Origin of the sequence: Aliivibrio kagoshimensis, from assembly GCF_050337105.1 — a bacterium.
In the GTDB taxonomy this organism is placed as follows: domain Bacteria; phylum Pseudomonadota; class Gammaproteobacteria; order Enterobacterales; family Vibrionaceae; genus Aliivibrio_A; species Aliivibrio_A kagoshimensis.
In genome coordinates this window covers 14,840-32,847 of record NZ_JAKJSQ010000009.1, presented here as the reverse complement: position 1 = coordinate 32,847, position 18,008 = coordinate 14,840, and the positions used below count along the sequence as shown (strand labels likewise).

The following is an 18,008-nucleotide window of genomic DNA, read 5'->3' as shown; positions in this document are numbered from 1 at the left end:
TCCTTAATAATCTCTAAGCGCTGTGAAAGCGGCCTGTAATTTCTGAATGTCCTTCTTACCCGGTGCAGACTCTACACCTGAGTTGAAATCAAGCCCAAGACAACCCAATTGACTGGCTTGTTGAGCGTTGTCAGGGGTAAGACCGCCCGCTAACATGATGTTCTTTTCATTATTGAGTAGATCAGAGATAACTCGCCAATCAAAGGTCTTCCCAGTGCCGCCTGATTGAGAGCCTACTTTAGCATCCAATAAGTGACGATCGATGTGAGTGTTATTGAGCTCAGGAATGGCCGAAGGCTCGCTGCTAGAGACGCCATAAGCATTCCAGATAGCACACTGTTCTGGCAGTGCGCGGCGAAGTTGCTCAATATAGTGCTGATCTTCGTCCCCATGCAGCTGAATCGAATTGAGCTTTAGAGCATTCGCTGTGGCCACAACCTGCTCAAGTGAGTGATTTTGAAATACACCCACATAGAGAAGTGGTGCGCCGCTCATGACGATTCTTGCTTGTTCAATATCCACAAAGCGGGGGGATTTTTCAACAAATATTAACCCGCCGTAAACCGATCCTGCCTGATAAACTGAGGCTGAATCTTCTGGGTGTGTTAACCCACATACCTTGTTTTCACCTAGAATCACTTTTCTTGCCGCGAGTTCAATATTATCTTCTGCCATTAGTGAACTACCAATTAAGAAGCCGTTAGCATATTGAGACAATACTTTTACTTGTTGGTGATTGTAGATACCCGATTCAGAAATAATGACCGTTCCTTTAGGAAGCTTCGGCGCGAGCTGTTTGGTTCTATCCAGGTCAATACTTAAATCGCGTAGGTTACGATTATTAATGCCGACGACTTTAGCGTTTAACGCAATGGCACGTTCTAACTCTTGCTCATTACTGACCTCGGTTAGTACACCGAGTTGTAGAGTGCCCGCGACTTCAGCCAGTTGTCGATACTCTTCATCATTCAATACAGAGAGCATCAGCAGAATCGCATCCGCTTGAAAGTGACGCGCCAGATAGACTTGATAAGGGTCTACCATAAAATCTTTACACAATATTGGTTGGCTTACTTGATTGCGTACCTGTGGAAGAAAATCAAAACTTCCTTGGAAATATTTCTCATCGGTCAGCACTGAGATGGCACTGGCGTGATTGTTATAGACGCTGGCAATGTAATCCAAATCAAAATCATCACGGATCAGTCCTTTCGATGGCGAGGCTTTTTTACACTCAAGAATAAAGGCTGTTTTATCGCTTGAGAGTGCCGCATAAAAATCACGGTCACTGTCGGTCAACGCATGTTGAAATGTGTCGAGAGGTTGAGCCTGTTTGCGTGCTTCAATCCAGAGGCGTTTGTCTGCAACAATTTTCGCTAATACCGTTTCCATCTTATCCTCTTTGTGCCAGTTGTTTTAATCGTTCAAAGGCTTGGCCTGAATTCATTACATCGATTGCTTGTTGAGTGTTTGCTTTGAGATCCTCATTACCAAATAACTTAAGCAGTAATGCGACATTGACGGCAACAGCTCCCACTTGAGCATCACTGCCTTTACCGGTCAAAATATTTTCAATGATGGTGCGATTCTCTTCCGGATCGCCCCCTTTAATGGCGGTTAACGGATAGGTTTCTAGGCCAAAATCTGCTGGCGTAAGGGTATATTCCGTAATGTTCCCCTCAATGATCTCTGCAACTGTGGTCTCACCGTGAATGGCTACTTCATCTAAGCCAGAGCCGTGCACAACAGCCGCACGTTTCATGCCCATGTTCGCCATCGCTTCAGCAATAGGACGTACTAGGGCCTTGTCATACACCCCCATAAGCTCGATGTTGGGTCTGGCTGGGTTGATCAGTGGACCTAACACATTAAAGATGGTGCGTGTTTTCATGGTTTGGCGAACCGGGCCAGCATGTTTAAATCCGCTGTGGTATTCCGGCGCAAAGAGAAAACATAAGTTGAGGTCATCCAATGCTGCACGCGCCGCTTCAGGGCTCATGGCGAGATTGATACCAAATGCAGCCAGCAGATCGGACGATCCCGATTTGCTTGAGACGCTTCGATTGCCATGCTTAGCCACTTTCACACCGCACGCTGAAGCAACAAAGGCGGCCGTGGTGGAGATGTTGATGGTATCAGCACCGTCTCCACCTGTTCCGACAATGTCCGCGAAGTCATAATCGGGACGAGGGAAAGGCTTAGCGTTCTCCCTTAATGCAGTAGCGGCACCTGCAATCTCTTCTGGTGTTTCACCTTTTAGTTTCAATGCAGTTAATGCACTACCGAGTAGTACTGGGTCTAACTCACCTTTGATGATGGTATCAAACAGGGTGTGACTCTCCTCTTTTGTGAGTGAGAGCGACTGATAAAGTTTGGTGAACACATTGGCTATTTTCTCATTCATATAACCGTTCCTTCTGTTTGATGAGTGACGTCGTTATGGTTGGTTGCCATGGCCCAGTTGAGTGTGTTGACTAAAAGCTGAGCACCTTGTGTCGTTAAGATAGACTCTGGATGAAATTGGAAACCGCAAACACGATCCGTTTGATTCATCACAGCCATGGTTAATCCCTCTACGTCTGCTATGCAGGCTAAAGTATCAGGAACCTGAGTGGCAACCAGAGAGTGATATCGGGCTATGGAGACCGGGTTGGGTAGCGCGTTGAAAATAGGATGATTGTTATGGTTCATCATTGAGGCTTTACCATGCACAATTTCGCCAGCAATTTCGACGGTACCACCATAAGCTTCAACAATAGCTTGATGACCAAGACAGATACCAATAATGGGGATTTTACCTTTCAAGTTCTGTATTAACTGTGGCATACAACCCGCGTCTGAAGGAGCACCTGGGCCTGGTGACAGTACCACTACTGGATTGCTGAGTTCGCTTAACGACTGCTCAATCACTTGAGGTGAAATACTGTTACGATATATTGTGACCGGGTAACCTAGTGAGCGAAACTGATCCACTAAGTTATAGGTAAAGGAGTCAAAGTTATCTATTAAAACGATATGAGCCATTATACGTTCTCCTTCGCAGATTGAGAGGTCAAATGAGCGGTTTGAATCGCACTGATGACGGCTTGGGCTTTTCCACGGGTCTCATCAGCTTCAGCTTGCGGAATAGAATCATAAACGACGCCAGCGCCAGCTTGAACTTGTGCTACTCCATCTTCGACATAAGCAGAGCGGATAACAATACAGGTATCCATGTCGCCTTGACCGGTTAAGTAACCAACAGCCCCGCCATAACTTCCGCGACGAGTCTTCTCAACATCACGTATTAACTGCATGGCTCTGATTTTTGGCGCTCCCGTTAAGGTGCCCATATTCATACATGCTTGGTAGGCATGCAGTGCATCAAGATCGTCTCGTAACTGACCGACCACTCGAGAAACCAGGTGCATTACGTGGCTGTAACGGTCCACTTTTAATAGGTCAGCGACATGACGAGTGCCGGCTTGGCTAATTCGAGCAACATCATTACGCGCCAGATCCACCAACATCATGTGTTCGGCTTGCTCTTTAACGTCGCAACGAAGGTCGAGTTCTAAGCGGCCATCAAGATCCTTATTGATTGAACCATCACTGTTTTTACCTCTATGGCGAGTACCTGCAATAGGGTATATCTCAACTTGATTGGTGTTCACGCCATATTTAAGCGCACTCTCTGGCGAGGCGCCAAATAGGCTAAATTCGCTGTCTTTTAGGTAGAACATGTAAGGACTAGGGTTGCCAATCTTGAGTGCTTTATAAGCGGCAAGTGGGGAGGGACAAGGCAACGTAAAGCGACGAGAAGGCACGACTTGGAAAATGTCACCGCTGACAACGTATTTTTTGAGGTCAACAACGGTTTGACAAAAGTCACTGTCACTGACACTGGCCACTGGCTCACAAGCGCTCAGTTGTTCTGCAGCAGGTAAGCTTAGTGGAGTCATGCAGGACTCTTTAATCTCTTGCAGTCGTTGACACAGTTGAGCGTAATTATCCGCGTAATTATCCCCACCAAACAGGGTTCCTTGCAGATGGCCTTGCTCTTTCTGGTGGTCAATCACCAGTAGTGTTTCAGCAATATAGAATAGGTAGTCAGGGCAGCGATTAGTTGCTTGCGCGTCACCTAAATTCTCAAAACCAGCCACTAAGTCATAAGCAAATAAACCACCGAAAAAGAGCGCTTCATTGGGAAGACCAGACACATCGAATGCGCGTTGAATCATCCGCAATGCGTCAAAGGTGCTTGGCTGTTTAAGACGGCTGTCTTCATCTAACTCTTGATTAATTTCAGGGAAAACCAGCGTGAGAGTGTCTGCTGTTTCTCGGTAACTTAATGGCTCGATAATCTGTGGTTTAATGGTGTCGAGAACATGCTGACCATTACTGGTTAACGCTTCTAATGTCACACTCTTATCAAAACAGACGATTCGAACAGCGGCATCAACGAGCATCCAACTCTGTAGGTTCTGTTTTGATTCTACTTCTGCAGACTCAAGTAATAGGCTATAGGGTTTCTCGCCACACACCGTATGATAGAGATCGGTGGGATCGGAGACATAAGGAACTTCTAGGCTATGAACTTCAAGTTGGCCAATATCTAATTTTGCACTCTTCACAACGTTCCTCGATACATATTGTTGTTAATTAAACACAGATTTCCATATAAAAATAATCGCATATTCTGTTTGTTGAGCCTAAGATTTCGATTATCTGCTTCGTTGTAATGTGTTGTTACGACGAAGTTGTTGGTTTTTTGTACGACTTATTTCAATCATAAAAAAACCCGCAAAGTAAGCGGGCTTGAGTTTATGCGGTATATTACAATCACACTAACCCAAGCGGCAGTGCCACCAACGAATTACAGAGATAATATCATTAAGAGCAATAGTTGCGTGTTGTTGTTTCAGTAGTGTTAACATACAGTATCCTCAAAATATTATCCGTTGATTTATGTACTAGTAAACTGATACGCGGAGTGAAAGTCAAGAAAAATTATGAAAATTGATCTACATAGCCACACAACCGCCTCTGATGGCAGACTTTCTCCACAGCAGTTGGTTGAGAGAGCGGTTGAATTTGATATTGATATTTTAGCAATTACGGACCATGACACGATTAATGGATTAGCCGCTGCGCGCCAAGAAATAGTGGATAAGGACTATTCGCTTGAATTGATTAATGGCATCGAACTCTCCACGCTATGGAGCAATAAAGATATTCATATCGTTGGTTTGAATATTGACCCTGAGCATCCGGCCTTAGTTCAGCTGATTGATGCACAAAATGAGAAGCGTAGAGCGCGTGCCGAATTGATGGCTCAGAGATTAGAAAAAGCAGGTTGTGAGGGAGCATTGGCGGGAGCGTTGACGGTGGCTAATGGCGCTTCGATCACTCGGGCTCACTTTGCTAAGTGGCTAGTTGATCAAGGGTATGCGAAAACCATACAGGCGGTTTTTAAGAACTATCTAACCCGTAACAACCCAGGCTACGTGCCACCAATGTGGTGCTCGATGAGTGAGGCTGTATCGGCAATACACCAAGCAGGTGGACAAGCGGTACTCGCGCACCCAGGACGTTATCAATTAACCGCAAAATGGATAAAGCGATTAATTGCTGCTTTTGTAGAAGCGAAAGGGGATGCCATGGAGATTGCGCTGCCGCAACAATCTCAGCAAGAGAGGCGAACCCTAGCGGATTATGCGATATACTATCAATTACTTGTTTCACAAGGCTCTGATTTTCATTATCCATCTCCATGGACAGAACTTGGCAGGAACTTATGGCTACCATCTGGTGTAGAACCGGTATGGAAAGAGTGGCCACTATCCCAATTAAATACAGAGTTAGCTGAGTCTTAACTGAAGGGTTACCTTTGTCGTCACAGGAGGACGAATGAGCCAATTTTTTTACGTACACCCGGAAAACCCTCAAGCGCGGTTAATTAATCAAGCGGTTGCCATAATTCGTAATGGAGGAGTGGTTATCTATCCAACTGATTCTGGTTATGCTTTAGGTTGTCAGTTAGAGAACAAACAAGCGTTAGAGCGTATTTGTCGTATCCGTAAGTTAGATGAAAAACATAACTTTACTTTACTGTGCCGAGATCTTTCTGAAATAGCCGTTTACGCCCGTGTAGATAATAGTGCTTTCCGACTGTTGAAGCAGAATACGCCAGGGCCATACACCTTTATCTTTAAAGGGACCAAAGAGGTGCCGCGTCGTTTAATGAATCCAAAGCGTAAAACCATTGGCTTTCGTGTACCCGATAACCGTATTGCATTAGATTTACTCGAAGCGATGGGCGAGCCTTTGATGTCCACCACTCTGATCCTTCCTAATAATGAGATGGCAGAGTCCGACCCAGAAGTGATTCGAGATGAGCTTGAACATGCTGTTGATGTGATTTTAAACGGCGGGTATTTAGGTGAACAACCGACCACAGTGATTGATTTTAGTGATGATGAAGTGGTCGTACGTCGTGTCGGTTCTGGTGACCCGGCTCCTTTTGAATAAATCATGAAAATAAGTATTCATTTCGGCTACTTTTTGCGATAATTAGCGGCTGCTCTTGATTTTGTAACTCTACAATCAATGGCATTTCAATATTCTATATATCGTGCCAAGTGCACCCGACGCCTGTGAAGGCGACAAAGGAAAAAAATGAGCGAAAAGTTACAGAAAGTTTTAGCGAGAGCGGGTCACGGTTCTCGTCGTGAATTAGAAGGTTTAATTCAAGCCAAGCGAATCAGTGTTAATGGTCAAGTCGCTACATTAGGTGACCGCTTTGAAGACCTGAATGCAGTGATTCGTATTGATGGCCACACTGTTTCTGTAAAAGCCTCTGAAGAGGTTGTCTGTCGAGTTCTGGCATACCATAAACCTGAAGGTGAATTATGTACTCGTCATGACCCTGAAGGTCGTCGTACGGTATTTGATCGACTACCAAAAGTGAATGATTCGCGTTGGGTTTCTGTGGGTCGTCTAGATGCCAATACAGCGGGCCTACTGTTATTTACTACCGATGGTGAATTAGCAAACCGTTTAATGCACCCGAGCCGTATGGTTCAACGTGAATATATGGTTCGCGTATTTGGTGAAATTAACGAGCAGATGATTCGTAACGTCACTCAAGGTGTTAAGCTTGAAGATGGTATGGCACGTTTTGAAGACGTTGTTTATGCTGGTGGTGAAGGGATGAATCACACCTTCTATGTTGTGATTAATGAAGGCCGTAACCGTGAAGTTAGACGTTTATGGGAATCACAAGATGTCGTGGTTAGCCGTTTAAAGCGTGTACGTTATGGTGAAATCTATCTAGAGAAAAAACTGCCTCGTGGCGGTTGGATGGAGCTGGAACTTAAAGAAGTTAACTATCTACGTGAATTGGTAGAGTTGGCCCCAGAAAAAGAGACCATGATCGCTTTGGATGCAGAATCAAGAAAACGTGAAAAAGCGCGTGGTCAGAAGATTCGTCGTGCAGTTAAACGTCACGAAGATCGTGTTGCGGAAGACAGTAAAGGTCGTCGTGGCCGTAATCGTCGTAGTACTGCGGGCAACTTGGTTGCTAAAGGTAAGAAACCAGGTACCTCGGCATCTGGAAAGCCTGCAGCAGGAAAACCAAGCGGTTCTCGTGGTAAATCCTCCGCAGGGAAGCCTACGAATAAGCGCAGTTCTGGTGTGACTAAAACACGTCAACGTTAATATTGTGTTTTAAGCATTAAAAAAAAGAGCGCTTAGGCGCTCTTTTTTATGTTTAGAATTTAATTACTTTGGTTGGGCATCAATACATTCGCCATTAACCGCAATGCCTTCCGGTGCCATTAAATAGACATAGAGTGGCATGATATCCGCCGCACTTTTTAATTGACGTGCATCTTCTGCTGGAAAAGCTTGAGCTCGCATTCTAGTGCGGGTACCACCAGGATTAATTGCATTCACCCTTACCTTGCTATTACTCAGCTCATCAGCAAGAATCTGCATCATGCCTTCAGTGGCGAATTTAGACATGGAGTATGCCCCCCAAAATGCACGCCCTTGATGTCCCACACCAGAAGAGGTGAAAATAAGACGGGCATCATCAGACTTATGAAGAACAGGAAGCAGTGCTTGTGTCATCAAAAATTGTGCTTTGACATTAATTTGCATCACTTCATCAAACATGTTTTCTTCGAGTTGGTCAAAAGGACTGATAATGCCCAGTGCACCTGCGTTGTGTAGTAGCCCATCTAGCTTGCCAAATTGACCTTCGATAGTTTCGGCCATATCGATGTAGTTCTTCTTGGTTGCCCCTTTTAAATCCAAAGGTACGATAGCAGGTTCAGGGTAACCCGCTGCAACGATCTCGTCATATACTGTTTCTAGTTTTGATACCGTTCGACCAAGTAAGATAACTGTTGCACCGTGCTGTGCGTAGCTGATCGCAGCTTGTTTACCAATACCATCACCTGCGCCGGTGACTAAAATAGTGCGATCTTTGAGTGTATTTGTGGCAACTTGATAATCCACTTAACATTTCCTTGTAAATATTTATTAGAATAACAACCGAATTGGGTACAATACACTAATTCGAGTAATAGAGGATACGACATTGGAATTTTTGTTTGATTACGGTCTCTTTTTGGCCAAGGTAGCAACGGTAGTTATCGCTATCGTCGCAGTGTTGGTTTTGGCAAAATTGGCAAATGGGAAAGGCGGCGCAGCAAAGGGTGAGTTAGAAGTCACCGATTTGAGTGTGCAGTACAAAGAGACGGTGTCGCAATTCGAAACTCATCTGTTTGATGAGTCGTTATTAAAAGCCAAACATAAATCTGAGAAAAAAGCGGCGAAAGAGAAAGAGAAAGCGAATCAAAAAGCGCTGAAGAAATCGCTTAAGGCTGGCAACAAAATTGAAACCAAACGAGAGCCTAGACTGTTTGTGTTGGACTTCAATGGTAGCATTGATGCTAAAGAGGTAGCCTCTCTACGTGAAGAGGTAACTGCCATCTTAGCGATCGCTGTTGATGGCGATGAAATTCTACTGAGATTGGAAACTGGCGGTGGCATGGTACACGGTTATGGACTGGCCTCCTCACAGCTAGATCGCATCAAAGCTGCAGGAATTAAACTGACTATTTCCGTGGACAAAGTCGCGGCCAGTGGCGGTTACATGATGGCTTGTATTGCTGACGCCATTATTGCAGCACCTTTCGCTATTGTCGGTTCTATTGGGGTGGTGGCTCAACTGCCAAATTTCAATAAACTATTGAAAAATAATCATATTGAATTTGAACAGTTAACGGCAGGCGAATACAAGCGCACCTTAACCATGTTTGGTGAAAACAGCGATAAAGCCCGAGAAAAGTTTCAGCAGGAGCTTGAAGAGACCCATGGATTGTTCAAAGACTTTATCCATGAGCGTCGCCCTGAACTTGATTTGGAAAAAGTGGCAACGGGTGAACACTGGTTCGGAAAACAAGCGTTAGAGTTAGGCTTGATTGACTGCATCAGTACCAGTGATGAGTATGTAACAAATGCTTGTAAGAATAGAGAAGTCTTGGCAGTTCATTACGTTAAAAAGAAAAAACTGTCGGATAAATTGGCGGGTGCCGCTGCGCAATCGGCGGACAGTGTGTTGATGAAGATGATCAGTCGTGGTCAACGACCGATTGTATAATCGTTCCGTATACAATGATGAAAAGGTCGCTTTTGATGCGGCCTTTTTTGCACTTAAAATACAATGAGGTTGATAATGATTCGTGTTTGATTTATTGTTATGTTAATTCATTTTAATGGTTGAACGACTATGTACGTGTGTATTTGTCATGCTGTTACTGACAAAAATATTGAAAATGCGGTAGATAATGGTGCAGTAACCATGAAACAACTAACCAAAGAGCTTAAAGTCGGTTCGCAGTGCGGTCAGTGCTGTTCATGCGTTAAGACACGATTAAGTAAACGTCTGTATCAAATTGCAGAAGCTCAACCGGCTGTGGCATAAACCGTCGCTAAATACCTTCCACAGAATTACTACCTATACCTTGTTGCTTTATTCAACGCCGACTACCTTTAATGAGACTACAGTCTGATAATAAGGATAAGGAATGAAAGGCAAGACAAGGGTACTCACCGCGTTAAATCAAATACTCATGTTAGAGTTAACCTCAATAAATCAATTTTTCCTACATGCTCGGATGTTTAAAAACTGGGCTTTACAAAGACTTGACGAAAAAGCCTACAAAAAATCTATTAAAGACATGAAACAAGCCGATAAAATAATTGAAAGAATACTGTTTCTTGAAGGGTTACCAAACTTACAGCAGTTGGGACGATTACGTATCGGCGAGCATACCGCAGAGATGCTTGAATGTGATTTAGACTTTGAAACAGAGCAAGTTGCAGCGCTTCGAGCGGCAATTGCGTTATGTGAAAGCGAAGAAGATTATGTGAGCCGCGACCTGTTAGAAAAAATTCTTATCGTAGAAGAGGATCATATTGATTGGATTGAAGCCCAACAGTACCTTATCGCAAATACCGGTATTGAGAATTATCAGCAATCGATGATGGAGAGTTAACATGCAAGGCAAACAATTGGTGATAGATAAATTGAACAAGCAGTTGACGTTAGAGTTAACCTCCATGGATCAATACCTTGCTCACTCTAAAATGTATGAAGATTGGGGAATTGAAAAGCTGCATGAAAAGTTAGCACATGAATATGAAGAGGAACTCGACCACGCAAAGCGTCTAGTTGAAAGAATTCTTTTTTTAGAAGGTAAGGCTGATACCGTCTCACGAGCAGATGTTCATGTTGGTGATAATGTGAAACAGATGCTTGAAAATGATCTCAATGCTGAACGTATTGTCGCAGCCAGTTTGAGAGAGATCATTGGCATCTGTGAACAAGAGAAAGACTACGTAAGTAGAGGGATTCTTGAAGATTTATTAGATGACACTGAAATGGATCACATCTATTGGCTAGAGCAGCATTTAGGCTTGATTGATAGGGTTGGGTTGCAAAACTATATTCAATCGCAGATGGGGACTAAATAAGACTGTTCTTTAAAGCAAGCCAGTTAGTGCTAACTGGCTTGCTGTTGATTAGTCTAGCGTAAACTCTTTAGATAAGTGGTGAGCTAAGTATTTAAACATATTAAAAACGGCGGTGGTTTTTTCTGTAGGTATCCCTTGTTCGGATAGAAAATAATCCCCTTTAAAAATCAAAACATCATCTCGCTCTTCAACACTGGTTGCGCGCATTCCTTCTAAATAGTTCTCATGCTCTTGTATGATTTGATTAGCGACCATAAGAAGGTCGAATTCCGATATGTTTTTTTTAGTCGTCATGGTAGCTTCATTCTTTAATAGGATGTCTGTTAGCGATGAGTGTAAACAGGCGAGTGCGCAACTTCAAACAGATTTGCTGTTTTTAAAAGCAAAAAGCCATCAAAAATCAAAAATAGTGTGATGGAATGCAAAGTTCATACACATTTAGTGGTTTAGCGACTATTGCCGTGACTAAGATACCGCTCTATTTTAATCAATTATTAGCCTAAATATGTTGCATTTCGGTTAATGAAGCAGTTAAAAGCTATTCTATTTATCTCTTTTCTTGAAAAATTAGTTGATCTTGAGTTAGAGTCGCACGATATTGAATTAAGGTTACTGCGTCATTCAGACGGCAGTAAAGAAATTATTGCGTTGTTGAAAGCACGAGGACGTCAGCGAATTTATGGGTAAATCTCTAGTTATAGTGGAGTCACCAGCCAAGGCAAAAACAATTAATAAATACTTGGGCAAGGACTTCATTGTTAAATCCAGTGTCGGTCATGTTCGTGATTTACCGGTTGGTGCAAGTAATAATGGAAAGAAAGCGACGCCAATCTCTACCAAAGGGATGAGCCCTGAAGAGAAGGCTAAAATAAAAGCCAAGAAAGATCGTAAATCACTTATCAATAAAATGGGTGTAGACCCATACAATAGCTGGGAAGCGAATTACCAAATTCTTCCAGGCAAAGAGAAAGTGGTTGCCGAGCTACAAAAATTGGCCAAAGACGCAGATTATGTCTATCTCGCAACCGATTTGGACCGCGAAGGGGAAGCCATTGCTTGGCACCTGCGGGAGATCATTGGTGGTGATGAGCAGAGATACAAACGAGTTGTTTTTAATGAAATTACCCAAAATGCTATCCAACAAGCATTTGAAACACCGGGTGAGTTAAATATCGATGGTGTAAATGCGCAGCAAGCACGACGTTTCTTAGACCGAGTTGTTGGTTTCATGGTCTCTCCACTGCTGTGGAAAAAAGTGGCACGCGGTCTTTCTGCTGGACGAGTTCAATCTGTAGCAGTAAAAGTATTGGTAGAGCGCGAGCGCCAAATCAATGCATTTATTCCAGAAGAGTTCTGGGATATTCATGCAGATACACTCACCGCTGGTAAAGAGAACTTCCGAATTCAGGTTGCTCAAAAAGAGGGCTTACCATTTAAGCCGCTTAACCAAACTGAAGCGGATAGTGCGGTATCGGTGCTTGAGAATGCCCAATATGAAGTGTGTAAGCGTGAAGACCGCCCAACCAAGAGCAAACCGTCTGCACCGTACATCACATCGACTCTTCAACAAGCAGCAAGTACTAGACTAGGTTATGGCGTTAAGAAGACCATGATGCTTGCACAGCGTTTATATGAAGGTGGTTACATTACCTACATGCGTACTGACTCAACGAACTTGAGCAAAGACGCTGTAGAAGCTGCGCGTGAATTTATCAGTAGCGAGTATGGAGAGAACTATCTTCCTCCTGCAGCGATTACTTATAGCAGCAAGGGTAATGCCCAAGAGGCTCACGAAGCGATCAGACCTTCAAGTGTTGAGGTCAAATCTGATGACCTTCAGAATATGGACCCAGATGCCCATAAATTGTACAGCTTAATTTGGAATCAGTTTGTTGCTTGTCAGATGGTACCGGCTCAATATGACTCGACCACGGTCAGCGTGAAAGCGGATGAGTATACCTTAAAGGCAAAAGGGCGAATCTTACGTTTTGATGGTTGGACTCGTGTGCAACGCCCAATGGGAAAAAACGAAGATCAAATTCTTCCTGCAATCAAGGTAGGCGATACATTGTCACTATCTAGCCTTGACCCTAAGCAGCATTTCACTAAGCCGCCAGCGCGCTTTACAGAAGCTGCATTGGTTAAAGAATTAGAGAAGAAAGGGATTGGCCGACCTTCAACATACGCATCAATTATATCAACCATTCAAGATCGTGGTTATGTGCGTGTTGAACAGCGCCGTTTCTATGCTGAAAAAATGGGTGAAATCGTGACTGACCGTTTGGACCAGAGTTTCTCTGAGCTAATGGATTATGATTTTACTGCCCATATGGAAGGGGATCTTGACCAAATTGCTGAAGGTCATGAAAACTGGAAAGTCGTGCTGGATAAGTTTTTCTCTAACTTTACCGATAAGCTTAAAACAGCCGAGCTGGATGAAGAAGAAGGTGGGATGCTGCCAAATAATATCGTAGAAACCGATATTAAGTGTCCAACCTGTGAACGTCATATGGGCATTCGTACTGCTTCGACTGGAGTATTTCTTGGGTGTTCAGGTTATGCTTTACCGCCAAAAGAGCGTTGTAAGAAAACCATTAACCTTGGTGATGAAGAAGGCGTAATAAACGTACTCGAAGAGGATGTTGAAACCGCAGCATTACGCGCCAAAAAGCGTTGCCCGAAATGTGAAACGGCAATGGATGCTTATCTGATTGACCAAGACCGTAAATTGCATGTATGTGGTAATAACCCGAACTGTGATGGTTATGTGGTTGAACACGGTGAGTTTAAGGTTAAAGGCTATGATGGCCCCGTTGTTGAGTGTGACAAATGTGGCTCAGATATGGAGCTGAAAAACGGTCGTTTCGGTAAGTACATGGATTGCACATCTGAAGAGTGTAAAAACACTCGTAAAATCCTTAAAAATGGGGATGTTGCTCCCCCTAAAGAGGACCCAGTACATTTACCTGAGTTGACTTGCGAAAAATCAGACGCGTATTTCGTGCTTCGTGATGGCGCATCTGGTCTGTTCTTAGCGGCAAGCACATTCCCGAAATCTCGTGAAACTCGTGCACCGTTAGTGTCTGAGTTAGTTCGTTTTAAAGATCGAATTTCTGACAAGTTTGTTTATTTAACAACCGCGCCTCAGAAAGATCCTGATGGTCTACCTGCAGTTGTTCGTTTTAGTCGTAAATCGAAAGAGAACTACATACGCACTGAAGTCGATGGAAAACCGACGGGGTGGACAGGGCTGTATATCGATGGAAAATGGGCAATTACAGATAAACGTAAAAAGCCCAAAAAAGCAGAAAAGAAGAAGTAATTCACAGCGTGAATAATTGAAAAGAGCAACCTTAGGGTTGCTCTTTTTTTGTTTTGAAATTGACCACATAAATTGAGCATTTTTAACAATAAATACCGGAGTTATTGTATAAATAGAACTAGAATTAGTGAGAAAGAATAAGATAACGCTCCGCTCTTTTGCAAGCGTTGTACCTAGGTTGATTACAAGAGCAATCAAATATGCGAAATATAGTTTGGCTTTCTGTCTGTGTATCAATAGCAATGAGTGGCTCAGTGTGGGCTGAAGAGCATGTTGGAACGAAAAGCTCAAAACTTGGCTGGAGTGCACTTATTGGGGTAGCAAACACCAAAATTGAGTATGAAGAGCACGATTCTAAAATTGAGGAACCGGCTTTGCATATTGGTTTAGGCTATCGAATGAATCCGTTTTTTGCGCTGGACATCGATCTGAACTGGATTGATGCGGAAGAGAACAAATCAGACATATTATTAACCCAAACCTCTTTGTCGGCTCGCGGGGTTTGGCCAGTAACGGACTCATTTGAAGCATGGGCTAAAATAGGGCTTGTTTATGGAGAGTACAAAGTCACTCATGATATTAACCCAACAGCAAAAGGCAGCGCTACCTCACTGGTTTCAGCCATTGGTGGGGACTATTATGTCACCCCATCAATTTTCGTACGGGCTCAATACACAAGCCATCACTACGAAGATATTTCTGGGGATGCAGTTGGAGTGAGTCTGGGTTATCTCTTCTAAATAGTCAGCTTAGAGTGGAAGACCACTGTGAAAGCGAAACTCACTGTCAGGGCGATTAACCAGTTCAGCTTCTGCGCTCGCCAGTGCCTCTACTCGCTCAGAGATGTCACTCGTTCCCGCGACATCTTGAGCCAGCTGTAAATAGTCTTGATAGTGTCGAGCTTCAGAACGCAGCAGAGAGATATAAAACTGCTTTAGCTCATCATCTAAGTGTGGCGCTAATTTTGCAAATCGTTCGCAAGATCGGGCTTCAATCAATGCACCAATGATCAATTTATCAATCAAAGTTGCAGGTTCATAGGTTCTCACTTGCTTCATGAGCCCTTTCGCATAGGTACCAGCGGACAAACTGTAATAGTCGATATCCCGATCCTTCATAATATCAAGTACTTGCTCAAAGTGGTGAAACTCTTCCTTGATTAAACGAACCATTTTTTCAATTAAGTCTTGTCCGTACACTACCTCTTCTTTGACGGTTAATGCTGCACTTTGCATGCGTTTTTTTTCAGGAAATACGGTATCAAATTGTTTGCGATAAACATAATCTTCGTAGGGTTTGGACCACTCTAACAGGGTTAGGCCACTCTCTTTATCAACGGCATATTTTCGGATCAACCACATAGCCGTCTGGCTTGCTTTAAGTTCACAGTTACAGTGGTCTACAAGAAGCGTGGTTAAGTTTTCTGGTTGCTTAGCTAATGTTATCCATGAATCTGGAGTTTCACAATGTAAGAAGCTGTGAACGGGAGCGAGGAGATCGGCAATCATTTGGGATTCTGTATTCATTTAGGTTCATTTAACCGCAAAATTGAAACAGGCTGCAATAAGCAGCCTGTTAGGAATAATTGAAAGGAATTTACCATTTTTTCTTTGGCTGGAACAGCGCGTCAATATCATCCTCTTTTTCTTCTTCAATGATGGCATCATCACGCTCTTTTTTTGATTTGTTATTGAGTTCATCAAGCATCGACTCTAAGTGTGCTCTTGCCTTATTTGAGTAAGAGTCATTTTTTACTGTTAATGCGTCAATACCTTTTTTGAGTAACTGTTTTGCGGTGCCTGATTGACCTCGCGCGATCGCATCTTTAGAGCGCTTAATAACATTTTCAATATTAATACGAATTTGGAAGGTTTCCAGTCGCGCATTCTCAGTCACAAACACTTGTGTATTGACACGACCTTTTTTATGCTCAGCGCGCAAAATCTCTCTTAATCGTTTAACAAGCTTTAGCATATTGATGGCTTGCTGATCATTGGTCGGTGATTTAAAAGAGGTGCTATCACCACCAGCGTAGTTATTTTGCAGTTGGTCAAATTGACTTTGCATATTAATCATACGCTGCTCATACGATTTATTTGTCGGTGCCAGGTCCGAAATCGCTTTTAACGCGTCAAGAATTCTCTGGTTTAATGAGAGAAGCAGTTCTTTACTAAATGGAAATTGATGCGCATGACCAATCAACTCTTCCGTGGTCTCAATGATGGCATTGTATTTTGCAATTTCATGTTTGGCTGCAGATTCAATACGCGTGCGATATTGAACAATAATATTGTAACCAATGATTAGCGCAAAAAGCAGGCCGAATAATCCAAGTAATAAAGCTATATTCATATGAAACGTCTACATCCCATGCAGTTAGTGCAATATGTTAGAATACACTAACAAGTATATACGCGGTAGCAGATAATGATGATTTAGATAACGTCTTGAAGGATTAGTGATAACTATTTCAACTAATCTTGATATTCAATCCAAATAAATGTTTGAATATGAGATGGAAATAGTCCTTAGTGTCTAGAATAACCAAGAAAACTGAGTGGATTTTTGTTAGTTTAGTTAGATAGGTCAGTTTTGATGACGTTCATCAATGAAGGATGATGGGGTAAAAATGAAATTACAGCAGCTTAGATACATAGTAGAAGTTGTTAACCATAATTTGAATGTATCCTCAACCGCTGAGAATCTTTATACCTCTCAACCAGGGATCAGTAAACAAGTTCGACTCTTGGAAGATGAACTTGGGGTACAAATCTTCGAACGTAGTGGAAAACATCTTACCAAGGTCACGCCGGCAGGCCTTGATATTGTACGTATTTCTAGGGAGATTTTGTTTCGCGTAGAAAGTATTAAATCGGTGGCCAGCGAGCATACTCATCCTGATCTTGGTACGTTAAATATCTCTACTACTCATACGCAAGCTCGCTATGCACTTCCTGATGTGATTAAAGGATTCACTGCAAGATACCCTCGTGTCAGTTTAAATATGCATCAAGGCACACCAAGTCAAATGTCGGATGCTGTTGCAAAAGGAACCGCAGATTTTGCGATTGCTACTGAGGCCTTGCATCTTTACCATGATGCGATCATGCTTCCTTGTTATCATTGGAATCGTTCTATTGTTGTGCCAAAAGATCACCCATTAGCACAACTTGAAAGCGTCTCTTTAGAAGAGTTGGCGACATACTCCTTAGTGACTTACGTATTTGGCTTTACTGGTCGCTCAGAATTGGATGATGCTTTTGATAAATCAGGACTGACTCCTAAGATAGTATTTACTGCGACAGATGCTGATGTAATTAAAACCTACGTTCGATTAGGTATTGGTGTCGGGGTTATTGCCAGCATGGCGATTGATCCGGTGATGGACGCCGATCTGGTTGCGATTGATGCCAGTCATATTTTTAATGCCAGCACCACGAATATTGGTTTTAGAAAAGGAACCTTTTTACGTAGCTATATGTATGACTTTATGGAGCGTTTCGCACCGCACCTGACTAGACCGGTGGTTGAACAGGCTGTTGCTTTAAAGAATAACGACGAAATCGTTGAGATGTTCAAAGAGATGGTACTTCCTGTCCGATAAATGTGATTAACTTTCAATGAAAAACCTCTACAATAGCGCAGCATTGTATGAGGTTTT

At 43.0% G+C, this 18,008-nt stretch carries 18 protein-coding genes and 1 pseudogene; 11 read left to right on the top strand and 8 right to left on the bottom strand.

All coding sequences use genetic code 11. The annotated features are described in order from the left end of the window. Positions 1–3 precede the first annotated feature (3 nt). The 4 genes from trpCF to L4C32_RS05075 are packed head-to-tail and all read right to left on the bottom strand — an operon-like array spanning position 4 to position 4,613. The gene (gene trpCF, locus L4C32_RS05090) at positions 4–1,392 is read right to left on the bottom strand and encodes a bifunctional indole-3-glycerol-phosphate synthase TrpC/phosphoribosylanthranilate isomerase TrpF (protein ID WP_428195775.1); all 1,389 of its coding nucleotides are present in this window, start codon (positions 1,390–1,392) and stop codon (positions 4–6) included. Position 1,393: 1 nt separating this feature from the next. After that, positions 1,394–2,404, bottom strand: a complete 1,011-nt coding sequence (gene trpD, locus L4C32_RS05085) for an anthranilate phosphoribosyltransferase (RefSeq protein WP_428195774.1) — start codon at positions 2,402–2,404, stop codon at positions 1,394–1,396. Continuing rightward, positions 2,401–3,024, bottom strand: a complete 624-nt coding sequence (locus L4C32_RS05080; protein WP_428195773.1) for an aminodeoxychorismate/anthranilate synthase component II — start codon at positions 3,022–3,024, stop codon at positions 2,401–2,403. Before L4C32_RS05080 ends, trpD begins: the two co-directional genes overlap by 4 nt. Beyond that, complete coding sequence (locus L4C32_RS05075; RefSeq protein ID WP_428195772.1) at positions 3,024–4,613, bottom strand: anthranilate synthase component 1; 1,590 nt, start codon at positions 4,611–4,613, stop codon at positions 3,024–3,026. Before L4C32_RS05075 ends, L4C32_RS05080 begins: the two co-directional genes overlap by 1 nt. Positions 4,614–4,991: 378 nt before the next feature. Here L4C32_RS05075 and rnm point away from each other — a divergent pair, with 378 nt between their 5' ends. From rnm to rluB, 3 genes and pseudogenes are all read left to right on the top strand, one after another. Continuing rightward, positions 4,992–5,855, top strand: a complete 864-nt coding sequence (gene rnm / locus L4C32_RS05070) for an RNase RNM (protein WP_428195771.1) — start codon at positions 4,992–4,994, stop codon at positions 5,853–5,855. Between the two features lie 34 nt (positions 5,856–5,889). Beyond that, positions 5,890–6,510, top strand: a complete 621-nt coding sequence (locus L4C32_RS05065) for an L-threonylcarbamoyladenylate synthase (RefSeq protein ID WP_428195770.1) — start codon at positions 5,890–5,892, stop codon at positions 6,508–6,510. Positions 6,511–6,657: 147 nt separating this feature from the next. Next, a pseudogene (gene rluB, locus L4C32_RS05060) lies at positions 6,658–7,521 on the top strand (23S rRNA pseudouridine(2605) synthase RluB); the annotation flags it as partial. 240 nt (positions 7,522–7,761) lie between these two features. On the opposite strand, the gene L4C32_RS05055 reads toward rluB, so the two are convergent. Next, positions 7,762–8,502: a YciK family oxidoreductase gene (locus L4C32_RS05055; protein WP_428195769.1), complete on the bottom strand. Its 741-nt coding sequence runs from the start codon at positions 8,500–8,502 to the stop codon at positions 7,762–7,764. Between the two features lie 82 nt (positions 8,503–8,584). On the opposite strand from L4C32_RS05055, the gene sohB reads away from it, so the two are divergent. From sohB to bfr (L4C32_RS05035), 4 genes are all read left to right on the top strand, one after another. Next, positions 8,585–9,649, top strand: coding sequence for a protease SohB (sohB, locus tag L4C32_RS05050; protein ID WP_428195768.1), 1,065 nt, complete (start codon positions 8,585–8,587; stop codon positions 9,647–9,649). A 129-nt stretch (positions 9,650–9,778) separates the two neighbouring features. Next, a complete protein-coding gene (locus L4C32_RS05045) occupies positions 9,779–9,973 on the top strand; it encodes a (2Fe-2S)-binding protein (protein WP_428195767.1) in 195 nt (64 codons plus the stop codon). 103 nt (positions 9,974–10,076) lie between these two features. After that, the gene (bfr, locus tag L4C32_RS05040) at positions 10,077–10,547 is read left to right on the top strand and encodes a bacterioferritin (protein ID WP_428195766.1); all 471 of its coding nucleotides are present in this window, start codon (positions 10,077–10,079) and stop codon (positions 10,545–10,547) included. Position 10,548: 1 nt separating this feature from the next. Beyond that, the gene (gene bfr, locus L4C32_RS05035; RefSeq protein ID WP_428195765.1) at positions 10,549–11,025 is read left to right on the top strand and encodes a bacterioferritin; all 477 of its coding nucleotides are present in this window, start codon (positions 10,549–10,551) and stop codon (positions 11,023–11,025) included. A gap of 48 nt (positions 11,026–11,073) precedes the next feature. On the opposite strand, the gene L4C32_RS05030 is transcribed toward bfr (L4C32_RS05035), so the two are convergent. Then, entirely contained in the window at positions 11,074–11,319 is a 246-nt protein-coding gene (locus L4C32_RS05030) for a YciN family protein (RefSeq protein WP_428195764.1), read from the bottom strand. A gap of 228 nt (positions 11,320–11,547) precedes the next feature. Between L4C32_RS05030 and L4C32_RS05025 the strand changes: the two genes are divergently transcribed. From L4C32_RS05025 to L4C32_RS05015, 3 genes are all read left to right on the top strand, one after another. Further along, positions 11,548–11,712: a hypothetical protein gene (locus L4C32_RS05025; protein ID WP_428195763.1), complete on the top strand. Its 165-nt coding sequence runs from the start codon at positions 11,548–11,550 to the stop codon at positions 11,710–11,712. Further along, positions 11,705–14,347 carry a type I DNA topoisomerase gene (gene topA, locus L4C32_RS05020; protein ID WP_428195762.1) on the top strand — a complete coding sequence of 881 codons (2,643 nt, stop codon included), beginning with the start codon at positions 11,705–11,707 and terminating at the stop codon, positions 14,345–14,347. Before L4C32_RS05025 ends, topA begins: the two co-directional genes overlap by 8 nt. A gap of 200 nt (positions 14,348–14,547) precedes the next feature. Then, complete coding sequence (locus tag L4C32_RS05015) at positions 14,548–15,087, top strand: outer membrane beta-barrel protein (RefSeq protein ID WP_428195761.1); 540 nt, start codon at positions 14,548–14,550, stop codon at positions 15,085–15,087. A 9-nt stretch (positions 15,088–15,096) separates the two neighbouring features. On the opposite strand, the gene miaE is transcribed toward L4C32_RS05015, so the two are convergent. Together miaE and L4C32_RS05005 are read right to left on the bottom strand one after the other, a co-directional pair. Further along, positions 15,097–15,873, bottom strand: coding sequence for a tRNA isopentenyl-2-thiomethyl-A-37 hydroxylase MiaE (miaE, locus tag L4C32_RS05010; protein WP_428195760.1), 777 nt, complete (start codon positions 15,871–15,873; stop codon positions 15,097–15,099). A 70-nt stretch (positions 15,874–15,943) separates the two neighbouring features. Beyond that, a complete protein-coding gene (locus L4C32_RS05005) occupies positions 15,944–16,699 on the bottom strand; it encodes a DNA repair protein (protein WP_428195759.1) in 756 nt (251 codons plus the stop codon). Positions 16,700–16,976: 277 nt separating this feature from the next. On the opposite strand from L4C32_RS05005, the gene cysB reads away from it, so the two are divergent. Beyond that, positions 16,977–17,951, top strand: a complete 975-nt coding sequence (gene cysB, locus L4C32_RS05000) for an HTH-type transcriptional regulator CysB (protein ID WP_428195758.1) — start codon at positions 16,977–16,979, stop codon at positions 17,949–17,951. Positions 17,952–18,008: the final 57 nt, after the last annotated feature.